At 44.8% G+C, this 20,291-nt stretch carries 19 protein-coding genes; 3 read left to right on the forward strand and 16 right to left on the reverse strand.

Annotated features, from left to right (window positions below):
• Positions 1-180: 180 nt before the first annotated feature.
• The 4 genes from L693_RS0119330 to L693_RS0119345 form a co-directional block, all read right to left on the reverse strand.
• Entirely contained in the window at positions 181-1,884 is a 1,704-nt protein-coding gene (locus L693_RS0119330; RefSeq protein WP_025719202.1) for a peptide ABC transporter substrate-binding protein, read from the reverse strand.
• A gap of 152 nt (positions 1,885-2,036) precedes the next feature.
• A complete protein-coding gene (locus L693_RS0119335; protein ID WP_025719204.1) occupies positions 2,037-2,426 on the reverse strand; it encodes a DUF3397 domain-containing protein in 390 nt (129 codons plus the stop codon).
• Positions 2,427-2,430: 4 nt separating this feature from the next.
• On the reverse strand, positions 2,431-3,390 hold the full coding sequence (locus L693_RS0119340; protein WP_049825218.1) for a ketopantoate reductase family protein: 960 nt from the start codon (positions 3,388-3,390) through the stop codon (positions 2,431-2,433).
• Positions 3,391-3,514: 124 nt separating this feature from the next.
• On the reverse strand, positions 3,515-4,165 hold the full coding sequence (locus L693_RS0119345) for an RsfA family transcriptional regulator (RefSeq protein WP_025719206.1): 651 nt from the start codon (positions 4,163-4,165) through the stop codon (positions 3,515-3,517).
• A gap of 296 nt (positions 4,166-4,461) precedes the next feature.
• Between L693_RS0119345 and L693_RS0119350 the strand changes: the two genes are divergently transcribed.
• Positions 4,462-5,541, forward strand: a complete 1,080-nt coding sequence (locus L693_RS0119350; protein ID WP_025719208.1) for a coiled-coil domain-containing protein — start codon at positions 4,462-4,464, stop codon at positions 5,539-5,541.
• A 62-nt stretch (positions 5,542-5,603) separates the two neighbouring features.
• On the opposite strand, the gene L693_RS0119355 is transcribed toward L693_RS0119350, so the two are convergent.
• The 5 genes from L693_RS0119355 to L693_RS0119375 all read right to left on the reverse strand — a co-directional run bounded on the left by L693_RS0119355 (position 5,604) and on the right by L693_RS0119375 (position 11,938).
• Entirely contained in the window at positions 5,604-6,935 is a 1,332-nt protein-coding gene (locus tag L693_RS0119355) for a PhoH family protein (protein WP_025719210.1), read from the reverse strand.
• A gap of 377 nt (positions 6,936-7,312) precedes the next feature.
• Positions 7,313-8,374, reverse strand: a complete 1,062-nt coding sequence (locus L693_RS0119360; RefSeq protein ID WP_025719212.1) for an LCP family protein — start codon at positions 8,372-8,374, stop codon at positions 7,313-7,315.
• Positions 8,375-8,491: 117 nt separating this feature from the next.
• Positions 8,492-10,333 carry a translational GTPase TypA gene (gene typA / locus L693_RS0119365; protein WP_025719214.1) on the reverse strand — a complete coding sequence of 614 codons (1,842 nt, stop codon included), beginning with the start codon at positions 10,331-10,333 and terminating at the stop codon, positions 8,492-8,494.
• A 296-nt stretch (positions 10,334-10,629) separates the two neighbouring features.
• Positions 10,630-11,118 (reverse strand): hypothetical protein, encoded by a 489-nt coding sequence (locus L693_RS0119370; protein ID WP_025719216.1) that lies wholly within the window; start codon positions 11,116-11,118, stop codon positions 10,630-10,632.
• 160 nt (positions 11,119-11,278) lie between these two features.
• Entirely contained in the window at positions 11,279-11,938 is a 660-nt protein-coding gene (locus L693_RS0119375) for a TerC family protein (RefSeq protein WP_025719218.1), read from the reverse strand.
• A gap of 173 nt (positions 11,939-12,111) precedes the next feature.
• Between L693_RS0119375 and L693_RS0119380 the strand changes: the two genes are divergently transcribed.
• The gene (locus L693_RS0119380) at positions 12,112-12,813 is read left to right on the forward strand and encodes a TerC family protein (protein ID WP_049825219.1); all 702 of its coding nucleotides are present in this window, start codon (positions 12,112-12,114) and stop codon (positions 12,811-12,813) included.
• Between the two features lie 70 nt (positions 12,814-12,883).
• Here the strand turns inward: L693_RS0119380 and thiI are convergent, their stop codons facing one another.
• The 6 genes from thiI to L693_RS0119410 all read right to left on the reverse strand — a co-directional run bounded on the left by thiI (position 12,884) and on the right by L693_RS0119410 (position 17,639).
• Complete coding sequence (gene thiI, locus L693_RS0119385) at positions 12,884-14,110, reverse strand: tRNA uracil 4-sulfurtransferase ThiI (RefSeq protein ID WP_025719222.1); 1,227 nt, start codon at positions 14,108-14,110, stop codon at positions 12,884-12,886.
• Between the two features lies 1 nt (position 14,111).
• Positions 14,112-15,260 (reverse strand): cysteine desulfurase family protein, encoded by a 1,149-nt coding sequence (locus L693_RS0119390; protein WP_025719224.1) that lies wholly within the window; start codon positions 15,258-15,260, stop codon positions 14,112-14,114.
• A 154-nt stretch (positions 15,261-15,414) separates the two neighbouring features.
• Positions 15,415-16,113: a lytic transglycosylase domain-containing protein gene (locus L693_RS0119395; RefSeq protein ID WP_025719226.1), complete on the reverse strand. Its 699-nt coding sequence runs from the start codon at positions 16,111-16,113 to the stop codon at positions 15,415-15,417.
• A 167-nt stretch (positions 16,114-16,280) separates the two neighbouring features.
• Positions 16,281-16,676, reverse strand: a complete 396-nt coding sequence (locus tag L693_RS0119400) for a hypothetical protein (protein WP_025719227.1) — start codon at positions 16,674-16,676, stop codon at positions 16,281-16,283.
• 44 nt (positions 16,677-16,720) lie between these two features.
• Entirely contained in the window at positions 16,721-16,948 is a 228-nt protein-coding gene (locus tag L693_RS0119405) for a DUF1540 domain-containing protein (RefSeq protein WP_025719229.1), read from the reverse strand.
• 184 nt (positions 16,949-17,132) lie between these two features.
• A complete protein-coding gene (locus tag L693_RS0119410) occupies positions 17,133-17,639 on the reverse strand; it encodes a YpuI family protein (RefSeq protein WP_025719231.1) in 507 nt (168 codons plus the stop codon).
• Between the two features lie 186 nt (positions 17,640-17,825).
• Here L693_RS0119410 and L693_RS0119415 point away from each other — a divergent pair, with 186 nt between their 5' ends.
• Positions 17,826-19,706 (forward strand): S8 family peptidase, encoded by a 1,881-nt coding sequence (locus tag L693_RS0119415; protein ID WP_025719233.1) that lies wholly within the window; start codon positions 17,826-17,828, stop codon positions 19,704-19,706.
• 59 nt (positions 19,707-19,765) lie between these two features.
• Here the strand turns inward: L693_RS0119415 and L693_RS29435 are convergent, their stop codons facing one another.
• On the reverse strand, positions 19,766-19,996 hold the full coding sequence (locus L693_RS29435; RefSeq protein ID WP_081752169.1) for a hypothetical protein: 231 nt from the start codon (positions 19,994-19,996) through the stop codon (positions 19,766-19,768).
• Positions 19,997-20,291 lie beyond the last annotated feature (295 nt).

Here is a 20,291-nt window from a genome sequence, read left to right on the forward strand (position 1 = left end):
CCCCCCATAATTTTTCGACACCATTCGATTTTTATCGAAATAGAATTGGACTGTCCAACCTACTTATTTGCATGGTTACATGATGATGGAAAAGACTAGGACACAAAAAAAAACGGGATATATATGGCTAGTCCACATAAATATCCCGAAGTAACTATCAAACTTCAGAATGGAGCTTAGTTACTGTGTAATATACGCTCTTGTGAAATCAATTGATCCACTAAAGTCAAGTGCGATGCCTTTTACATTCGGTTTCGTTAAAGAAGGATTTGTATAGTAGTAGATCGGAAGCATTACCATATCATCTTGAACCAGAATTTTCTCCGCTTTCGCAAAATCTTCCATGCGTTTTGCTGGATCAGTTTCTGTCTTAGCAGCTTGAATCAAAGCATCGTATGCAGGGTTAGCGTAACCCGCATTGTTGTTAGTGTTGCCTGTTGTCCACATATCCAAGAATGTCATCGGATCATTATAGTCTGCAGTCCAACCACCACGAGCGATTTGGAAATTCAACTTGTTACGTGTTTGGATAAATACGCCCCACTCTTGATTTTGGATTTTAACGTCCACACCAAGGTTTTTCTTCCACATGTCAGCAATTGCCAAAGCAATCTTTTGGTGACTTTCTAAAGAGTTATACAGAAAAGTTACCGGAGGAAGTGAAGTTATCCCTTCTTCTTTCATACCTTCTTGAAGCAATTTTTTCGCTTCAGTAAAGTCTTCTTTGAAGTAATCGTCTTTATGCTCAGTACGGAATTCTTGAGATACTCCTTTGATACCTGGAGGTACAAAGCCGTATGCAGGAATTTGACCGCCCAATGTTACTCTTTCAACGATTGGTTGGCGTTGAATAGCCATCGCAAACGCTTTACGGATTTTAACATTGTTAAATGGTTTTTCAGTTACATTAAACAAATAGTAATACGTACTTGCAATCCCTTTTGCCTGAAATTCGTTCGGCAATTCTTTTTTCACAGCCGGAATTTGGTCAGTAGGAATTTCACCGTTTGGCAAACCAGCATAATCAAGTTGTCCACTTCTGTAAGAAGCCAGCTCTGTTGCGCCGCTGTTTACCAGGGACATCGTGATTTTGTTCAGTTTGATTTGGTCTTTACCCCAATAGTTTTCGCTCTTGGTCACTTCGATCTTTTGACCGCTGTCCCAAGTCGTTAATGTGAAAGGTCCGTTAGTAATCATGCTATCTTTCTGAACAGCCCACTTATCATTTCCTTTAACAGAAGGATGTACAGGGTAGAAGGTGTAAAAAGAAGTCAATCCCAGGAAGTAAGGAGTTGGGTGATCCAGCTCTACTTGCAATGTATGGTCATCAACTGCTTTGACACCTACATCTTTGAAGTCTGTAATTTTAGTGCCTTTAAAGGATTTCGAAGTGCTCAGGTTGTAGCCCTCAGCATTTTTAATATAATACAATTGGTAAGCATATGGAGGTGCAGGGGCTGTAGAAGGATCCAATACCCGTTGCCAAGCAAATACGAAGTCACTTGCTTTGACTGGGTCGCCATTGCTCCATTTTGCATTATCACGAAGCTTGAACGTATAGGTTTTGCCGTCATCGGAAATTTTCCAAGACTCAGCTACGCCAGGGATTTCTTTGCCATCAGGACCCATACGTACGAGACCTTCATACAAAGTTTTCAGAACCGTGTTAGTTTGACTATCCTGAGCTTGTGCCGGGTCGAAGGTTGGCGGTTCGGAAGAAAGGTTAATGCGCAAATTTTGTTTGTCGGCCGGAGCCGGCGTAGTTGATGCATTTTCTTGTGCGCCCTTACCATTGGTATCGTTCTTGGCGGAGCCACAACCTGCGAGCAGTGCGCCAACTGCAAGAACGATTGTCAAAAGGACTAAAAAGCTTTTCCTTTTCATCTAGCGTTTTCCCCCTAGTTCTAAAGTGGTATATGTTTATAGATTATACAACCAGCGGTCAAAAAAATCTACATTACATTTCTTCAAATTGAGCTTTTTTTCGAAAAAACATGATTATTTCATATTATTCAAGCTTTTTATGTCATATTATATCACATGGTATTGAATATATTCTTAAATATACCAACAACAGTCAACAAAGCATACGCCAATGTCATAGCTATAAAAGTTAATCTCCAGACCGCTCTACATAATCTTTTACCATCGACCTTGCCTTTTAGACGATTTTGGGCACCCCCAATTAAACCCAGCGCCAATAATAAAAGAAGTAAAATCAGATAAAAACCGAAACGAGATGTAAAAATGACGTTAAAAAGTGCCGCGACGGAAAGGATTAGAAAAGCTGTGGTAATATCCATCGATGAAAGCAACGATTTCTTCTTTTCCATTTTAAGAATGTAGCGACAAACCACAAATACGATCAGAAACGGAAAAAAGGGAAGAATACTGAATGTGCTAATGGTACCTTGTATAATACTCAACTGATCACTCCTCTTTTAGCCGCATGCCTTCAATTAATTGCCACAATACCTCATGAGTTGGTGCAGTAACCCCAGCCAGCTCTGCCATCTGCACCAGCTGCCCGTTAATAGAAGCAACTTCTGTCATGGACTGTGCAAGCACATCGGCCAGCATGGATGAATGGTTTTCTGCCGTTGCCTGGCACACATTCATAATTTGATCCCACCAACCGCTCTCCCAGTGAATACCGTGTGCTTCATACACTTGTATGCCTTCATCATAAAGCTTGCGCATCATATGTAAACGAACAGGGTCCGAAAGCAGCTCGCCATTACGAATTCGCCATATCGCCGTTAGTGGATTGATCACGGCATTAATTAGCAACTTGCGATACATACCATTCTCGATTTCTTTCGACAAGCAAACATCAAATCCTGCTGCCAGCAGCCGATTTAGCACGTATTGTTTGAAATTCCTGTCCTGCGCCTTCTCCTGTTCCTCAGGCCAGCCAATTTCAGTAATACCCGCTCCGGCATGTACAACAGATGCGGCTCCCTGCCTCTTGGCTCCTTCGGTCGTCACCGCAGGGTATAACACAGCCTCGGGCCAAGCCCGTCTAATCCGTTCTATATGTCCTATGCCATTCTGTAAACAAACAATTCCCGTTGCTCTTTCCGTCTTAGCCACAGGCAGAATCTGCTTTAATACTTCGTCAACACCCCCCTGTTTGGTCATTAGTAAAATCCATTGTACGGCAGTATGCGAATTTAAGCGTTGCCAATCTGCCAATGGAGCTACCTGCAATCTATCTCCAGGCACATGGACGGCTGTACGCCCTTTTTTGTCAAACACAGTAATTCCTTCACAAGCAATCATGCGTGCCTGTTCAAGTGTTCGTGTCCACAATCTCACTTCGGTACCTGAAGAAGCCAGTCTCCCAGCGAACAACAATCCCAGCGAACCCGCTCCAATAATATCAATCACGTTTGTATCGTCTCGCTTCCATCTTTTTTTCTACTATATCATATGCACTCCAAAGAAATACAAAAAACGCCAACTACGGCAAAGCACGAGTTGACGTTTATACAAATTTGCTGTTGTAATCTTGTTACTCAATGCGCTCCAGATTCCCATTGGCGTCCATTTTGAATCTGGATTTAAGCTCATCCTCATCCTCCGTGATTAAAGCCAAGCGCCGTGCTCGGTCCATAATCTGAATCAGGGCTTTATAATCATCATTTACGACACGATAGTCGGTTTGCACCTCGTTGACTTCCTTGGACAGCCGGTCATTAATGGAGCGGAGCTGATTCAATTCTTCTTCCTTTTCCCGCAAATCTTTTTCCAGCATTTTAATTTGTCGGTTAGTTTCCTGCACAGTTCCTTTCCATTGACGCAAAAAGCGAATCACCGCATCAATGGATAACGTATCCTCATTCGTTCCATCCGTCCTGTATCCCCCTTCGACCGATTCAAGTGTGGCAAAGGCCGCCACCTGTGATACCCCCACTGGGTTCTGCTTGCGGATATAACTGCGTTTTTGGCGCTGAGCCTTGGCAATGCTAATTGCTTCATCATAACGTTTGCGCACGCAGCTGTTCCAACGGAAGCCGCATGCGGCGGAGGTCCTTCCAATTTTTTGTCCAACCTCCTCAAACGCAGCGAGCTGTGTACCGCCTTCCCGGATATGACGCAAGGTCACCTCCGCCAATATCAAATCATCTTCTGCACTCCATGCATCTTGTCTTATTGCAGTCATGCTTCTAGCCCTCCTAACAACATCCTGAAATAACCGTCTTCATGAACCGATCTTGCCGGTATTTGAATAGGGTATAAAAGCTGTTTATTCATTCCTATGCCTCTCGTAGAGTTCATAGAATCTATTTGATACTAAATTGTATTTCCATTTCTGCAAGAACTCATACGTGAACGCAAACAGTTTTGGGTTTCAAGCATGCACCGACTGCTGTACAATAAATGAATGTTAAAGAATGAAAAAGGATCATATACATTATCATTAGTCTCTTTCGGGGAATACATAAAAGGGGAAACTAAATGAACAAACCAATAAAATGCTGTACCCTGCTGATCATCATTATGATGCTAACCTCAACATATGTGTGTCCTATTCTGGCTGCGCCCTCCCAAGAGGCAAATCAGATTTTACAAGATAGCCTTTCCATTATTGAAATAGACCATGAAATTGAGCGTATCAGCCAGGAACAAGAAGCTCTTATACAGCGTCAACAGGAACTACGAAGTAATCTCATCACACAGCAAGAGCAGATGACCTTGCAACGAAACCGTGCCGGTTCTGTGTTGCGCTCTTATTATATGGGAGAACGGGACAAGCTGCTCAGTGTAGTGCTGGGAGCCAAAAACCTAAAACAGCTTCTCTCCCTGTACGATTACTACTTGTTATTGATTAGTCACGATCAGGATGTTCTTCAGGAATACGAATCCAATGTTCAGACTATGCGGAAAACAGAACAACAGGTCACTCAGGCCTCGTTGGAATTGGAGACGGTCAAAACAAGCTTACTGGAGCAGCGTAAACGTATTGTCATGCTTCAGTCGCGAGTAAACGAAGGTGTTAGCGCTAGTAAAGACCCGGATACTCTACGCAAGCTGATCAGTGAAATGACAGCTTACTGGGAGAATGTAGGCGTCTATGAGGTAAATAGACACTTTAAAGCACTGGCTCAGGCTATGCAGGATCTACCTCAATTTATTCAGCAACAGCAAGGAGCCATGATAACGAACGGCAAAACCATTACGATAAATATTCGCGAGGAAGATTTTAACCGTTTTTTGAAGTCTGAAAATGAATTATTCAATCACTTCAACTTTTCTTTCAAGCAGGACCGTATTGTGGTAGAAGGCCAACAGGGAACGATGAAATTGAAGGTAGAAGGACACTATACCGTAGAGAATGAACCGCAAAATGCAATTTTATTTCATGTGGATCATCTAGTATTTAATGGGCTGGAACTACCGGATACGACCCGTAACAAGCTGGAAAAGGATTTTGATCTGGGCTTCTATCCGCAGCAACTCATTTCGTATGTAAAGGCCACAGAGGTACGCACCATAGCGGGAGTACTTGAGGTTAAGCTCGAATTAAGCCTTAAGTAAGACAAATAATAGAAGACCCCGGGATGTTCCCGAGGTCTTTATGTTGTATCACACTATGAATCTTATAGCAGATCGGCAGCCAGCTGTGCGAGCTTGGAGCGTTCTCCTTTTTCCAACATAATATGCCCGCTAATCCCTTCCTGCTTGAACCGTTCTACCACATAGGTCAAACCGTTACTGGCAGCATCCAGATATGGGTGATCAATCTGCTCCGGATCGCCCATCAAAATGATTTTGCTTCCCTCACCTACCCGAGACACAATCGTCTTGATTTCATGGCGGGATAGGTTCTGAGCCTCGTCGATAATAATAAATTGTCCTGGTATTGAACGCCCGCGAATATAAGTGAGCGCCTCTACCTGAATGCTGCCCAAGCCCATCAAAATCTTATCAATATCGCCTGATTTTTTGGCATCAAACAGGTACTCCAGATTATCGTAGATCGGTTGCATCCATGGGCGAAGCTTTTCATCCTTTTCACCCGGTAAATACCCGATATCCTTGCCCATAGGAACAACCGGCCTGGCAATCAGCAGTTTCTTGAAACGATGCTCATCCTCAACCTTAAGCAAACCTGCTGCCAGCGCCAGCAACGTTTTGCCTGTACCCGCTTTCCCGGTAATCGTCACAAGCGGAATGTCGTCATTAAGTAAAAGCTCCAACGCCATCCGCTGTTGAGCATTACGCGCGCTAATTCCCCACACCGACTCATTACTTAAATACAAAGGCTCCAATCGCTCTGCATCCTGGTTCACTTTCAATAAAGCCGATTTTCCAGTTCCCATTTGATCTTTCAGAATCACAAATTCATGCGGATACAGCGTATAAGGTAAATTCAGTGATCTGATTGATAAGAACCGATTGGAGTAAAATTCATCTATGATGGACGGATGCACCTGGATGGCTGAATAGCCGGGGTATAGCTCGCTTAGATCACCTGTTCTATCGGATAAATAATCTTCGGTCAGCAGTCCCAACACATCTGCCTTGATTCTGACCAGTACGTCTTTACTGACCAATACGACCGAACGCGGTTCAGTCTGCTCCTGCTCTTCCAGATGATAGTTCAAGGCGACTGCCAGAATCCGATTATCATTCGAAATTTCCCCAAACATCTCCTGAACTTTCAAAAAGCTTCGATGGTTTAACTCCACCTTAAGCCTTCCACCTTGGGGAAGTGGAACACCACTATGCAGATGACCTACTTCTCTCAACCCGTCCAACAATCGTGATACATTGCGGGCATTACGTCCAATCTCATCCGCGTTGCGTTTTTTGGAGTCGATTTCTTCCAGAACAACAGCTGGAATAACAACCTCATGTTCTTTGAAGGTAAAAATGGCTTTCGGATCATGCAATAGCACATTCGTATCCAGCACAAAAATTTTCTTCATTTAAATCCCCTCCAAAGCGGCGTGGACAATCTCGTGTTTCATACCTATACCTATTCACAGGTGCCCCAATACTTGCTGATTCCCTGAAAAAAGACCCCCTCAGGAGTAAGAAGCAGCGAAAAGCTTGCAGTTCAGCGTAGTCTCAGAGCCTGTACACCTCAAGATAAACACAAAAGGCCCAGTGATCATCACTGGACCTAACTTATTCCTCTCATTTCCACACAGAAACAAGGGACGATATTTGATTCCAAACAGTTGCCCATATCCAAACGGCATACTTGGTACACAACACATTCAGACATACTCCAACCCCCTTATGTCATATAAGTGCTTTTACTCGCTGCGATTATAACATAAGAGGGAAGAAAGATACATACTCAGGAATTGGAAGAAGTCGCAGTATTATCACTTGATTTTTTTGCCAATTCATCTTGCAACGCTTGTCTGGCCACATTGAGCTGTTGCTCATCAATATATACATAAGGACTGCGCCATGTTCCCGCTACCGGATTATATTTCACATTTTGCTTGGAAATATTCCAATAGGTTTGTACGATATTTTTCATTTGCTGTGACTCGATATCTGTCGTCATATTTTTATCAACGGATTTAATAATTGCGCTAAATTTGGTCAAAGCATTAAAGGATTGCATTTGGTCAATCAGGGAATGAAGAACCTGGTTTTGTCGACGGTTGCGATCAAAATCGTCAGATTCAGCCGTTCTCGGACGACAATTCGATTTGCGGTAACGCACAAAATCAAGAGCCTGTTTACCATCCAAGTGCTTGGCTCCAACGGTCAGGTTAATATCAGTACCATCTGCACGATCGCGATAACACATGTTTTTATCAACCGTAACATCTACGCCACCCAAGTTGTCCACAACATCTCTAAAGCCCTGGAAGTTAATAACCGTTACATAATCAATATTAATATTCAAATATTTGCCGATCATCTTCTTCATTTGCTCTTCAGCAACCTCACCAGATTCCTTCTCTCTGGCCTTAAATACCGGATAATATTCATTCAGCTTGCGTGGCTTATATCCGTCCATTTCCAGACGTGTATCACGCGGCAAGGATACGATGGTAGACGATTTAGTATTGGGATTCAATGTGGCTACCATAATAACATCTGACAAATACGTCGGATGATCAGGGCGGTAATCGGTTCCGAGCAATAAAATGGTCAGAGGCTTGGCTTCTGCCAATTCCGTTTGGGGTACTTCTCTGTTGATCCCCGTATCCAAAACTTCCTCTACCTGATTATAAATATAGTAGGTATAACCACCTGCTGCCAAGATACCTATAATGAGCAGAAACAAGACAAACTTCATAAACGATCTGAAAAAACTTTTTTTCTTTTTCGTTTTTTTCTGTTTGGGGGATTTTTTCCCGCTTTGTGTCCGGGGAGGCAATCCGTTCGAAAGATTACTCATGCTTCAACACCTTTTCCTGCGTTTTGAGAAATACTCCGAGTTAATAATCCTAAAAAACATACAGCGGCGCATCCCATTCCCGGGCGTCGCCGCTGTGGCCATAACCAATCCAGTTAATTACGCATTTGCTTGTGCTGTTTTACGTTGTTTTTCCGCACGCTCGCGCTCACCTTTGTTCAGGATCTTTTTACGCAAACGAATGGCATTAGGTGTAATTTCACAATACTCATCATCATTCAGATATTCAAGCGCCTGCTCCAAAGAGAAAATACGAGGTGTTTTCAGTTTAACTGTATCGTCTTTTGTTGCAGAGCGAACGTTGGTCAATTGTTTTTCTTTACAAATGTTAACGACAATGTCGTTATCACGTGTGTGTTCCCCAACGATCATACCCTCATAAATTTCAGTGCCCGGCTCCAGGAACAAAATACCGCGATCCTCTACACCCAGCATTCCGTAAAATGTGGAAGAACCATTTTCGGTAGAAATGAGAACACCTTGGTGACGACCACCAACTTGACCACCAACATATGGGCCATAGTTATCAAATGCATGGTTCATTACGCCGTAACCACGAGTCAATGTCAGGAAGTTTGTAGTGTAACCGATCAGACCACGAGCAGGAATCAGGAATTCCAAGCGAACCTGTCCGGTACCATTGTTGATCATGTTAACCATTTCAGCTTTACGGGAACCCAAGCTTTCCATAACTGCGCCCATGCTTTCTTCCGGAATATCAATGAGGAGACGCTCGATTGGCTCCATTTTCTTACCGTCAATTTCCTTAACGATAACTTCCGGTTTGGACACTTGCAGTTCGTAACCTTCACGACGCATGTTTTCAATCAGGATACCCAGATGCAGCTCACCACGTCCGGAAACAATGAAAGCGTCCGGGCTGTCCGTTTCATCCACACGCAAGCTGACATCTGTTTCAAGCTCTTTCAGAAGACGTTCACGTAATTTACGGGATGTTATCCACTTACCATCGCGACCTGCGAATGGGCTGTTGTTAACCAGGAAGGTCATTTGCAGCGTAGGCTCATCAATTTTCAGTACAGGCAACGCTTCGGGATGATTCGGATCAGCGATGGTTTCACCGATATTAATATCCTTAATACCTGCAATCGCCACAATGTCACCAGCACCCGCTTGATCGGTTTCGATGCGTTTCAGGCCTTGGAAGCCGAACAGCTTCTCAATACGTGCTGATTTGCTGCTGCCGTCACGCTGCATCACGGTAACCGCTTGTCCCTGCTTGATGATACCGCGGTTTACACGACCTACGGCAATCCGACCAAGGTATTCGTTATAGTCCATCAGAGTTACGAGGAATTGAAGAGGCTCATCTACTTTTTCAGTTGGAGCTGGAATATGATCTACAACGGTTTCGTACAATGCCTGCATGTTATCGTCTTGTTTTTCAGCATCCAGACTTGAAGTTCCGTTCAGCGCCGAAGCGTACACAACAGGGAATTCCAGCTGCTCGTCGTTCGCACCCAGCTCGATGAACAGATCCAGCACTTCGTCAATGACTTCTGCTGGGCGAGCTGCTGGACGGTCAATTTTGTTCACGACAACGATAGGCGTCAGATTTTGTTCCAGCGCTTTACGCAGTACGAATTTCGTTTGCGGCATGCAGCCTTCATAAGCATCAACAACCAGCAAAACGCCGTCAACCATTTTCATAATCCGTTCCACTTCACCGCCAAAGTCGGCGTGTCCCGGTGTATCTACAATGTTAATCAGATAATCTTTGTAAGTGATAGCTGTATTTTTAGCCAAAATCGTAATACCGCGTTCACGCTCCAGATCGTTGGAGTCCATGGCGCGCTCCTGAACAGCCTCGTGCTCTCTAAAGGTTCCAGACTGTTGAAGCAGCTTGTCGACAAGCGTCGTTTTACCGTGGTCGACGTGGGCAATAATCGCAATATTGCGAATGTTTTCTCTTGCATGCATGGTTTGTATCCATATCCTTTCCGTATATCAAAATAGTGTCTCTATCCTGAAGTAATGCTGATTCAAGGCTAACAATCGTTCTTCAGGCCCACTCTCTGCCAGCCTCCTATATGTTTTAGGCCTTATACAGACAGCTTCTCTCTCCGATTCGCGTGAAAACCTTAAAATAAGCGTCAGAAATCATTCCGACGCTTTTATCATATCCATTATATTATAGTTGAAATATGTCATAAAGCAAGACATTCTTCCCTGTTCCGTAATTTACCGCCATGAAATCTGCACCGCTTGGCGTGCTACTATTTGCGTCTGCCACGGTTGTTCACGACCAGCCAGACTCCAGCCCCGATCAGTAAAACTGCAATAATATAAATAATGCCTGTTCTTAACAGGCTAATCATCAATAAAATCACCGAAACCAAGCCTAAAATGATACCACCTGTGTGTACGTTACGAGACAGAGATAAATCATTAATGGCGTATTCCCACAATCCGATCGCCACACCAAGAAGTAACAAAGGCCACAGGTAGGCCATTAAATGCCAGCCCCAGGTGTTGCAAAGAGAAAATAACAGGCCATAAATCGTCAAAATTCCTGCCGGCAGCAGCATAAAAGGGGATACTTTACGCATCATGTACATCGCATGCAGTACAATTCCTGGGATTAGAATCAGCAAGGGCCAAAAGGTTCGTCCCAAAAAGGAGAATGCCCCCAGTTTTCCCAACAAAATAATCAGTCCTACGGCAACAATGCCCACTCCGATCATACGCTCTTTTCTGGAATTCATCGCGGTCTCCTTTGCTTGCTGAATTTGTTTGTGTTTTTTAATGTGATTGTTTTTAAGTGTATTTTTATGAATATAGCGTATTTACAAAAACCGAGCAAAATCCCCGGCATCTGCAAAACCCTATGTATAGTTTAGCCGATGTTTTCCAAAAAAACTACGTTCAAATGTGGCGGGCTCGCAACTGGCGATAGGTGCCAACAACGATAACTACTGCGGCCAACAGTCCCGGTAACCCTGCATGTAAAACTTCCCCTGCACTCGCTAACCATACGCCCAATCTGGAATCACGCAGCAGCATTTCTCCTGCCGTGAAGGCTAAAATTGCAGACCCAAGCAAAACAAGTACAGGGACACGGTGAAGCCAGATCGCAATAATATTGCTGCCCCAGACGACAATTGGAATGCTAATCGCAATGCCGATGACAATAATAGCGATATCTCCATTCGCAAGCGCTGCGATAGCTAATACGTTATCCAGACTCATTACAAAATCTGCTACCAGGATCACCTGTATAGCCTTCCATATGCTGGTTTCAGCTCTTATTCCAACATGATCCTCATTGTCGTAAAGCAGTTTAAACGCAATCCATAACAGAAGTAGGCCACCCGCTGCTTGAATAAAGGGTATGCGCAGCAATAAGACAGCTACAAAAGTCAGGACACAGCGCAGGCCAACGGCGCCAATCGCCCCCCACCATATAGCTTGGCTCCGCTGTTTTTCAGGCAAGTTTTTGCTCGCCATAGCTATAACAACCGCATTATCACCGCTTAACACCAAATTGATCATTAATATTTTTAGCAGCAAAATGATATGCTCCATGTGTACAAACACCCCCATCCTACTTGTATGCGAAACAGGAGAAGGCTATGCTTGTCAATTTGCTGAGTAAAAGCCTTGAAATCGGCAGTGAACAGCAATATAATTAATCGTATTTCCGAAAAACGGGTATTAATATACTCAGAGTAATGATTTTGGGATGCCAAATCAGGGAGATGAGAACAATTGACATGTCCGGATTTCAGTTTTTTTGGCTGCTGCTTAATGTGGTATTCATTGACCTTCTGCTCGCAGGAGATAATGCAATAGTCATTGGACTTGCCGCCAGGAAGCTACCGCTTGCAACGCAAAAAAAAGCGATTCTGTATGGTACCGGAGGTGCCCTGCTCATTCGCATAGCAGCTACCATTGTAGTACTTTGGTTACTTCAAATACCGTGGTTATTATTGATCGGCGGTGTAATGCTAATCTGGATCGCATATAAGCTGCTGGTAGATCAGGAGGATCACACCGAGGTCAAAGCCGGAACCACTTTATGGGGTGCTATTCGCACCATTATTATAGCCGACGCGGCTATGGGTCTGGACAACGTGATTGCTGTTGCTGGCGCTGCCCAGCAGCATTTGGTGCTCGTGGTGCTTGGTCTGCTGATCAGCGTGCCGATCGTTGTATGGGGAAGCACTCTTTTTATCAAGCTTATTAATAAATTCCCTTGGATTATCTATTTGGGATCAGCCGTGCTTGGTTATACGGCCTCTAATATGATGACCGAAGAACGTAAGCTTGAGCCGTACTTTACTGCGCACCCTGCGTTGCGTATCCTGTTTATTGCCTTTATTACGGTTGGCATTTTACTCACAGGGTATCTTCAAAACCGCAGAGCCATATCCAACCGTGAAAAAGCCGTTTTAAAATAATTAAAATCCTTCATATTTCAAATCAAAAAAGGCAGACCACGCATCACTGATGGTCTGCCTTTTTTATGCCTTAAAACCAATCTTCCTGCACAACTTCTTCCTTGCGGCCCTCCATAGACCCACCTGCCTCAAGAACGACCGTCTCGGTTGCAGCCACAGCCTGCTCGATCAGAGCATTCAAATCCCGAATTGAGGCTTCAATTTTTTGAACAACCCACAAATTGGGGTTGGTCGTCGGGGATTTGGGAACAAACAATGTGCAGCAATCCTCATAAGGGAGAATGGATAGATCGTAGGTACCAATTTGCTTCGCGATTTCCGTAATTTCCTGTTTGTCCATCATGACGAGAGGCCGCAACAAAGGCAGCTCCGTTGAACGGCCAATCACATTCATGCTGGATAATGTTTGGCTGGCTACTTGACCCAGACTGTCACCCGTCACAAGTGCCAGCGCCCCTTCACGCTCAGCCAGCATCGTTGCAATTCGCAGCATAGATCGCCTCATGAGAGTAATAATTAGATTATCCTGGCCAGTGCGTGTAAAAGCCGTCTGCACCTCCGTGAATGGCACAAGATGGATCTTAATCTGCCCTGCATAGCCAGCCAATACCCTTGCCAAATCAATAACCTTTTCTTTCGCGCGCTCACTTGTAAACGGATAGCTATAAAAATGAACACATTCGATTTCCAAACCTCTGCGCATGGAAGACCAGCCTGCCACAGGGCTATCAATTCCACCGGACAGGAGCAGCATGGCCTTGCCGTTCGTACCTAGCGGAAAGCCCCCTACCGCCGTAATAATATCGCTAAATATATAAGCTGCCTGTTCTCTGACCTCCACACGCAGCTCGATATCCGGTTGATGCACATCGACCTTCAGCGCCGGAAACTCTCGCAATATAGGGGAACCAATCATGTGGTTCATCTCATGGGAAGAATGAGCAAACTCCTTCCACACTCTACGGGCATTTACCTTGAAAGTTGTACCTTCTGCCACATTCAGCTCACGCATCAAAGCTACAGCAGTCTTAACTATTGCATCAAGCTGGGCAGGAGCCATTTTGACAGGGCTAATCGTAGTGATACCAAACACTTTTTTCAACACCTGAATGATCTGCTCATAAGGCTCTCCTCCGAGAACCACATAAATTCGTCCAAATTCCTTCCGCAAAGAAGCACCAGGAAACGGCTTGAGCAGCAGCTTCACGTGATTTAATACCGCCTTTTCAAAACGGGTGCGATTTTTCCCTTTTAATGTAAATTCACCGAAGCGAAGTAACAGCATATCATAATGCATTTTAATGTTTCCACCTTTCAAGGGATTCCAACTTGGCTACAGCCTGCCGCAACGCAAGGATAAGCTCGTCGATATCCTGTTCCGTATGCTCGTCTCCGAAGCTGATACGAATGCCGCCGGATGCTTCCAGCTCACTGCATCCCATCGCCAGCAGCACCCGGCTGGGCTCGGCCAATTTCGAGGAACAGGCCGATTTGGTTGATACCGCCACGCCCAATTGCTCCAGCGTATGCAACAGCACCTCAGCCTTCATACCCGGATACGAAAAATGGACAATATGCGGCGCTTCATTCCCACTGTTTAGCCGCAACTGAGGAATCGTCTCCACTTCTGCGACTACCCGATCCCTCCACTCGGTCATACGACGAGCTGTCTCAGCTTGCCGTTCAACCGCCAGCCGTATTGCCTTGGACATGCCAACAAGCAGAGGTACATTTTCGGTACCTGCACGCAAGCCCTGCTCCTGAGAGCCGCCACTCAGCAGTGGCGAAAGCTTTACACCTTCCCGAACGAACAGCAGTCCAGCACCCTTGGGTCCGCGCAGCTTATGCGCAGAGAGACTGTACAGATCAGCCTGCCAGCCCCGGATATCAACCGGAAGCTTTCCATAGCCCTGTACACCGTCAACATGAAATAATACACGGGGAAACTGTTTCTTCAGTGCAACCCCGATGTCTTGCAACGGTTGTACCCTTCCCGTCTCATTATTAACATGCATGATACTGACTAAAATCGTATCTTTACGAACAGCGTCACATACCTGTTTAGCACTGACATGCCCTTCCGCATCAACGGGCAAGTACGTAACTTCAAAGCCCTGATCCCTCAACTGTTTGCAAGCCTCATATACAGACGGATGCTCTGTCGATACAGTAACGATATGTTTGCCTCTGGCTTGATATTGTATAGCTGCTCCCTTAATGGCCAGATTATTGCTTTCAGTTGCCCCGGATGTAAATACAATCTCCGCCGGACGCACTCCCAAAGCCATAGCACACACTTCCCGTGAGCGCTTAAGCAACTTATCCGCATCCTCTCCATAACGATGCATCGAAGACGGATTGCCATAATGGCGTCTCATGACCTCGGTAATTGTTGTAATTACCTCTTCAAAAGGCGGAGTTGTCGCGGCATAATCAAAATATCTCATAGAGCTCCCCTTTCTTTCCTACAACTACTGCAACAAAAAAAGACCAAAACAGGGAAAGACCGCTATATTCCAGCGACACCCTTTCCCCATATTGATCCTGTCTGCGGACCTGATCTAATTGAAATTATGCACATTTATTTAATAGCTATAGGACTTAAATCGTATATTTTTCACGTGCGTTCTGTATTTTGGTAATATATTTTTGAGTTTCTAATGGAAGCTTATCCAGCATAGCCATCAATTGCTCATCAGTGCTTACACCAAGACGCTGCACCCGTCCAGGGCCTGCATTATATGCTGCCAAAGCCATATTTTCCTGTCCATTAAAACGTTTAATCTGGTAAGACAAATAACGAACGCCAGCATCAATGTTTTGTGCAGGATCATATGGGTCACTAACTCCCAAACCTTGAGCTGTAGCATCCATAAGCTGCATAAGCCCTTTGGCTCCAGCCGAAGAAGTGACCGATGGATTAAATGAAGATTCCGTATCAATAACCGCTTTAATCAAAGCTACCGGAACCCCGTATTTTTGGCTAGCCTCGTTAATCAAATCGTCATACGCAGTAGGCTTTGTAGGTCCGTCGCTTGCTGTACTGGAAGGGGCAGGGTATACCGCGAAAGGAGAAGCCGCTCCCTTCGAAGGTCCCAATTGGAGCCAAAGCAACCCATTTTCATCTCGGGTAACATCGCTAGAATTCTCACGAGTTGCGGCGTCATCTGTATCCAACTGACCTACTTGCTCCAGCAATCCGGAAAAAGCATCCGTTGTGCCCGTTTGGGTTGTAGCACTCATATTATTTAACAGCTGCATGTCTAACATGGATTTGGACACGCGCGGATCAATTTGCATGTAGTGTTCCCAACTTTCTGTAGTTGTTGTATCCCAAAATAGTCGTTACTGCTAATGATACAACTTTTTGCTATGTACTGCCATACCTTTTAACGAAAAAAAGCTCCTGAACTGTCGAAAAGACAGTGGAGCTTTTATAATTAGACCTTTCTTGTACCTCTACAGGATCAACGAACGAACGGGATAAAAGCGAAATAACTCAATGTCGCGAGGGCACCAAGTCCAATCGACCAAATCCCTGTCGTTTTGCTGCCATTTACATAAGCAAAAAAACCTAAAACTGCAGCAATTGGCCCCAATACAATAGACCACATAAACAGGGACGCTATTCCTGCGGCTATACCAATGTAACCGGAAATACGACCACTGTTATTTATAGCCTTCTGTTCACCCTTGTCATGATCTCGAGTTGCGACTGCCGACCCGGGAGCCACTTCTGCGGCATATTCTTCATTGTGTTTACGTCGCTTGGTGGAGTGCTTATCAATATGACGTGGGTAATCTACTCGTTCACGGCTAATATGCTCTTCATTTTGATGTTTTTCCGTTTTATGATCCTCCATAATACACTGCACCTCCAAATGCGAATGATTGACGTTATGAGTTTTTACAAAGACTTCGGCTTAAAAGTATGGCAACAAGTGGCGGCAGACGTATCAGCTTTATCGCGTTCTTCTGAGCTGAAGCTTTCTCCTGCGTATTCTTCCTTAAATTTCTTACCGGCATGACCATCAACTTCAATCATGATCAAATCCGCCTTGCAAAAGTTGTTTTCTCCCCAATAATGGCAATTGGCTACGCTGCACTTAACTATTGGCTTGGCCTCTTGGCTCATGATCATCACCTCGGATTCATTTTCCCCTCACTTACTCGCGCCTATGCGTATCTGTCATATGGCAGTTGGTGACATACGAAAAAAGCCGCTTTCTTCACCTCCTCCAAATTGGCAGGAAGCAAGAGAAAACGGCTTGCTTGTCTTGTTTTAGTTTTCGATTAAAAACGACCCACCCGTGAAATGCTTAAGCATGAGTACGGCGAGTCTGCATACGGCGCTGCGTCAGATAATCACTTTCATAATAAGTCAAATCATCACGCAGCTCTTCAAAATTTTTTGTGATGTCCATGATCACTTCGCGTGCGGAAGGCACAGGCGTTTTACGGAAGCGAATAGCATCTTGTCCCGTATAAGCATAGCGTCCATCCTCTGCGTAAGATTCATTTTTGGGATAAAAAAAGCTGTTCACGCAGTCATGGTAAACGTTATACAATGCCTTTTCCGCAAAATCGACATCAAAGTTGGCACGGCGCAAAGCCACACCCAGCTTTTCATAAGATACTTCGGAAAAAACAAGGATATAGCGGAGGTCCGACAAAAAGCCTTTATAAAAAAGTACGGACTCCTCATTTCCATCCACAGCCAGCTCCGGCAGGGCATGCTCATTGAGGAATGTTTCCACACGTTTCACGACAGTTTTCAGTTTCTCCTGCGCCGACTCACATAATTTTTGTACGTTGACTGCTGACATCAAGGCAGCTCCCCCTTATTTGTTGCTTGTTCATCAATTTGGTTACCCGAAAATAGTCCCTTCTAACCGAAAGAGCTGTAATTTTCAGTATTTATCCTACCACAAATAAGCACTGAAAGGTATAAAAACATGCCAACCTCCTCACGCTAAACCATAAAATTATAAACACTTAAGGAGGACGGTCCCATGTCTCGGCGAAAATGGTTAAAGCCCCTGCTCGGTGCAGCTGCCGGAGTGCTTGTCATCACACTAATGCTGCCTTCCCGTGATCACCGCCATACACCTCAGCCCAGTTATTCGACTAAAATGGTACCACAGCAAGAGAAACAACTCAAAAAGGGAATACTTGCTTTGGACGTATCCGCTACGGATTCACTCACTCGCATGGATGCAAGACAGGATATTCAATACGTCATGCGGGAGCTTCATGGCAAAACCACTGATCAGAAAAGACGCTTTACCCGCAAGCTGCAGCAATCGCACAACCATCTTCATACGTTACAGTGGATTCATACGCGTGACGGGAAAAGTACTACCTATACAGGCAGCAAAGCACAAACCCGTCTGCTGAGTCATCCTCAAATCAAAAGTAGTCTTGCTGCGGCTCGTCATTCCGTCATGCAAAATAAATCCTACGAATCCGCTGCTTTCGAGGTCGATGGCGGAAAATATTTTGTCATGGCCGAACCATCGACAGACGGAACTTATGGCGTCGCCGCCCTGGTCAGCCAGCAAGTATTGCGTGATGTGGAGAAGCATCAGCGCAAGAATCTGCGTTTGATTCCCTATCCAAAGGAAGGAAGCTACAAGGTCGAATCCGTACATCCCGACACCCTGCACGATGTTACCGTAAAAACCGGCCATGACAACGAAAATGCGAGCCATTATTTTGAAAATGAAATCGTCGTTCGCTTCCGTCACAATCCCGATCAACAGCAGCTGCGACAAATCGCAAAAGATTTGCACTGTAAGCCTGGTCGCAAGCTTGGTTACACCTACGTGTTTCATTCAGACAACATGAGCTACAAGGAGTTAAAGCAATACTTTTCAAGAAGATGGAAACCCCTTTATACAGAACCTCACTATATGTATCTAACTAATGAAAAGAAGCTATTCAATTCAGATGGAAATATTCCTAATGATTTGCTCTTTTCACGGTATCAATGGAATCTGCCAGCCACCGAAACCAACCGGGGTTGGGGATTAAGCAAAGGCAGCAAGAATGTAGTCGTTGCCGTCGTGGATACAGGAGTGGATATGGATCATCCCGATCTAAAGGGGCAAATTATTTCAGGCCATAACGTCGTCAAACCGTCTGAAAAGCCTTATGACGACGTTGGTCACGGTACGCATGTGGCCGGAATTATTTCTGCACTCGTGAATAATGGCGAGGGGGTGGCAGGCATGACGTGGTACAACAAGGTCATGCCGGTCAAGGTACTCGACCAATCCGGCTCCGGTACGACCTATTCTGTAGCAGAAGGTATCATATGGGCGGCCGATCACGGGGCCAAGGTCATCAATTTGAGTCTGGGCAATTATGCACAAGCTGAATTTTTGCATGATGCAATCAAATACGCCTATGACAAAGACGTCGTGCTGGTTGCAGCTACGGGCAATGATAATACGGAACGTCCCGGTTATCCGGCAGCATACCCAGAAGTGCTGGCCGTTTCTGCTACAGATTCCTCCATGCACCGTGCCGCTTTTTCCAATTATGGGGATTATGTGGACGTCATGGCTCCAGGTGCAAGTATAGCCAGCACGTATCCAGGGAATCAATATGCCGCTCTGTCGGGCACTTCGATGGCCAGTCCACATGTGTCAGCGCTCGCTGCCCTGATTCGGTCAATCAACCCCGATCTAACCAATAAAGAGGTTATGGATTTAATGAGAAGTAGCGTAATTGATTTAGGCACACCAGGACATGATAAATATTTCGGATATGGTCAAATTGATGTATATAAAGCGTTAAAAGCAGCACAACGCCCATATGTTCCTTTACAATTGTATCCACAGCATCTGAGCGACAAATTAAAATCTATTTTGAAGAAGCTGGAAATGTAACAATTTCTTTTCGGAAAAAGCAGCCATGTGTACAGCATGACTGCTTTTTTTAGTCTTTTTTAACGCTTGGAGCTGCTGCGAACGGGACGCTTGCCAAGACTGCGAGTATGACAGCAGGGATCTCCAGGATCCTTTACACTCACTGGAAATACGTGGTGAGGTATAGGTACAATGTGCGTTTGATTAACAATTTCAATCGGATGAACCACAGGTACGACTTGTGGGAAAAATTGATGATTTACAAATTGGATCGGCGGACACACGATCGGGTCGTAAGGGCAATGACTCATAATGTGCAACTCCTTTCGGTGAATTAATACAGCATATTAAGAGGGAGTGGCCTGTGCTTGGATGTTTACCCCCTAATACAAATATCCCCTATAAAATAGGCTAAGCTAATTCATCAAACATCGGACAGCTTTTGAGCACACCAAAAACGTGTCTGGATCGCCCTTCGCAGCGATCATCCAGACACGTCTATCTTTTACTCTGATATGCTATTAGTGCTACTATCCTGCTTTCAAATAGGGACTACGCTATTTTCAGGATGCATGTTCAAACTGGCTATTGTATAGATCGGCATAG

The sequence above is a fragment of the Paenibacillus sp. 1-18 genome (assembly GCF_000520755.1).
Lineage (GTDB): Bacteria > Bacillota > Bacilli > Paenibacillales > Paenibacillaceae > Paenibacillus > Paenibacillus brasilensis.

Bases quoted from the DNA above. Each gene is read 5' to 3' on its own strand.
- L693_RS0119355 (WP_025719210.1), bottom strand. From the start codon at position 6,935: ATGAAGAAAATTTTTGTGCTGGATACGAATGTGCTATTGCATGATCCG.
- L693_RS0119330 (WP_025719202.1), bottom strand. From the start codon at position 1,884: ATGAAAAGGAAAAGCTTTTTAGTCCTTTTGACAATCGTTCTTGCAGTT.
- L693_RS0119410 (WP_025719231.1), bottom strand. From the start codon at position 17,639: ATGTCAGCAGTCAACGTACAAAAATTATGTGAGTCGGCGCAGGAGAAA.
- L693_RS0119380 (WP_049825219.1), top strand. From the start codon at position 12,112: ATGAGAACAATTGACATGTCCGGATTTCAGTTTTTTTGGCTGCTGCTT.
- L693_RS0119375 (WP_025719218.1), bottom strand. From the start codon at position 11,938: ATGGAGCATATCATTTTGCTGCTAAAAATATTAATGATCAATTTGGTG.
- L693_RS0119345 (WP_025719206.1), bottom strand. From the start codon at position 4,165: ATGACTGCAATAAGACAAGATGCATGGAGTGCAGAAGATGATTTGATA.
- L693_RS0119360 (WP_025719212.1), bottom strand. From the start codon at position 8,374: ATGAGTAATCTTTCGAACGGATTGCCTCCCCGGACACAAAGCGGGAAA.
- L693_RS0119395 (WP_025719226.1), bottom strand. From the start codon at position 16,113: ATGCAAATTGATCCGCGCGTGTCCAAATCCATGTTAGACATGCAGCTG.
- L693_RS0119350 (WP_025719208.1), top strand. From the start codon at position 4,462: ATGAACAAACCAATAAAATGCTGTACCCTGCTGATCATCATTATGATG.
- L693_RS0119390 (WP_025719224.1), bottom strand. From the start codon at position 15,260: ATGAGATATTTTGATTATGCCGCGACAACTCCGCCTTTTGAAGAGGTA.
- L693_RS0119415 (WP_025719233.1), top strand. From the start codon at position 17,826: ATGTCTCGGCGAAAATGGTTAAAGCCCCTGCTCGGTGCAGCTGCCGGA.
- thiI (WP_025719222.1), bottom strand. From the start codon at position 14,110: ATGCATTATGATATGCTGTTACTTCGCTTCGGTGAATTTACATTAAAA.
- L693_RS0119405 (WP_025719229.1), bottom strand. From the start codon at position 16,948: ATGAGCCAAGAGGCCAAGCCAATAGTTAAGTGCAGCGTAGCCAATTGC.
- typA (WP_025719214.1), bottom strand. From the start codon at position 10,333: ATGCATGCAAGAGAAAACATTCGCAATATTGCGATTATTGCCCACGTC.
- L693_RS29435 (WP_081752169.1), bottom strand. From the start codon at position 19,996: ATGAGTCATTGCCCTTACGACCCGATCGTGTGTCCGCCGATCCAATTT.
- L693_RS0119400 (WP_025719227.1), bottom strand. From the start codon at position 16,676: ATGGAGGATCATAAAACGGAAAAACATCAAAATGAAGAGCATATTAGC.
- L693_RS0119370 (WP_025719216.1), bottom strand. From the start codon at position 11,118: ATGAATTCCAGAAAAGAGCGTATGATCGGAGTGGGCATTGTTGCCGTA.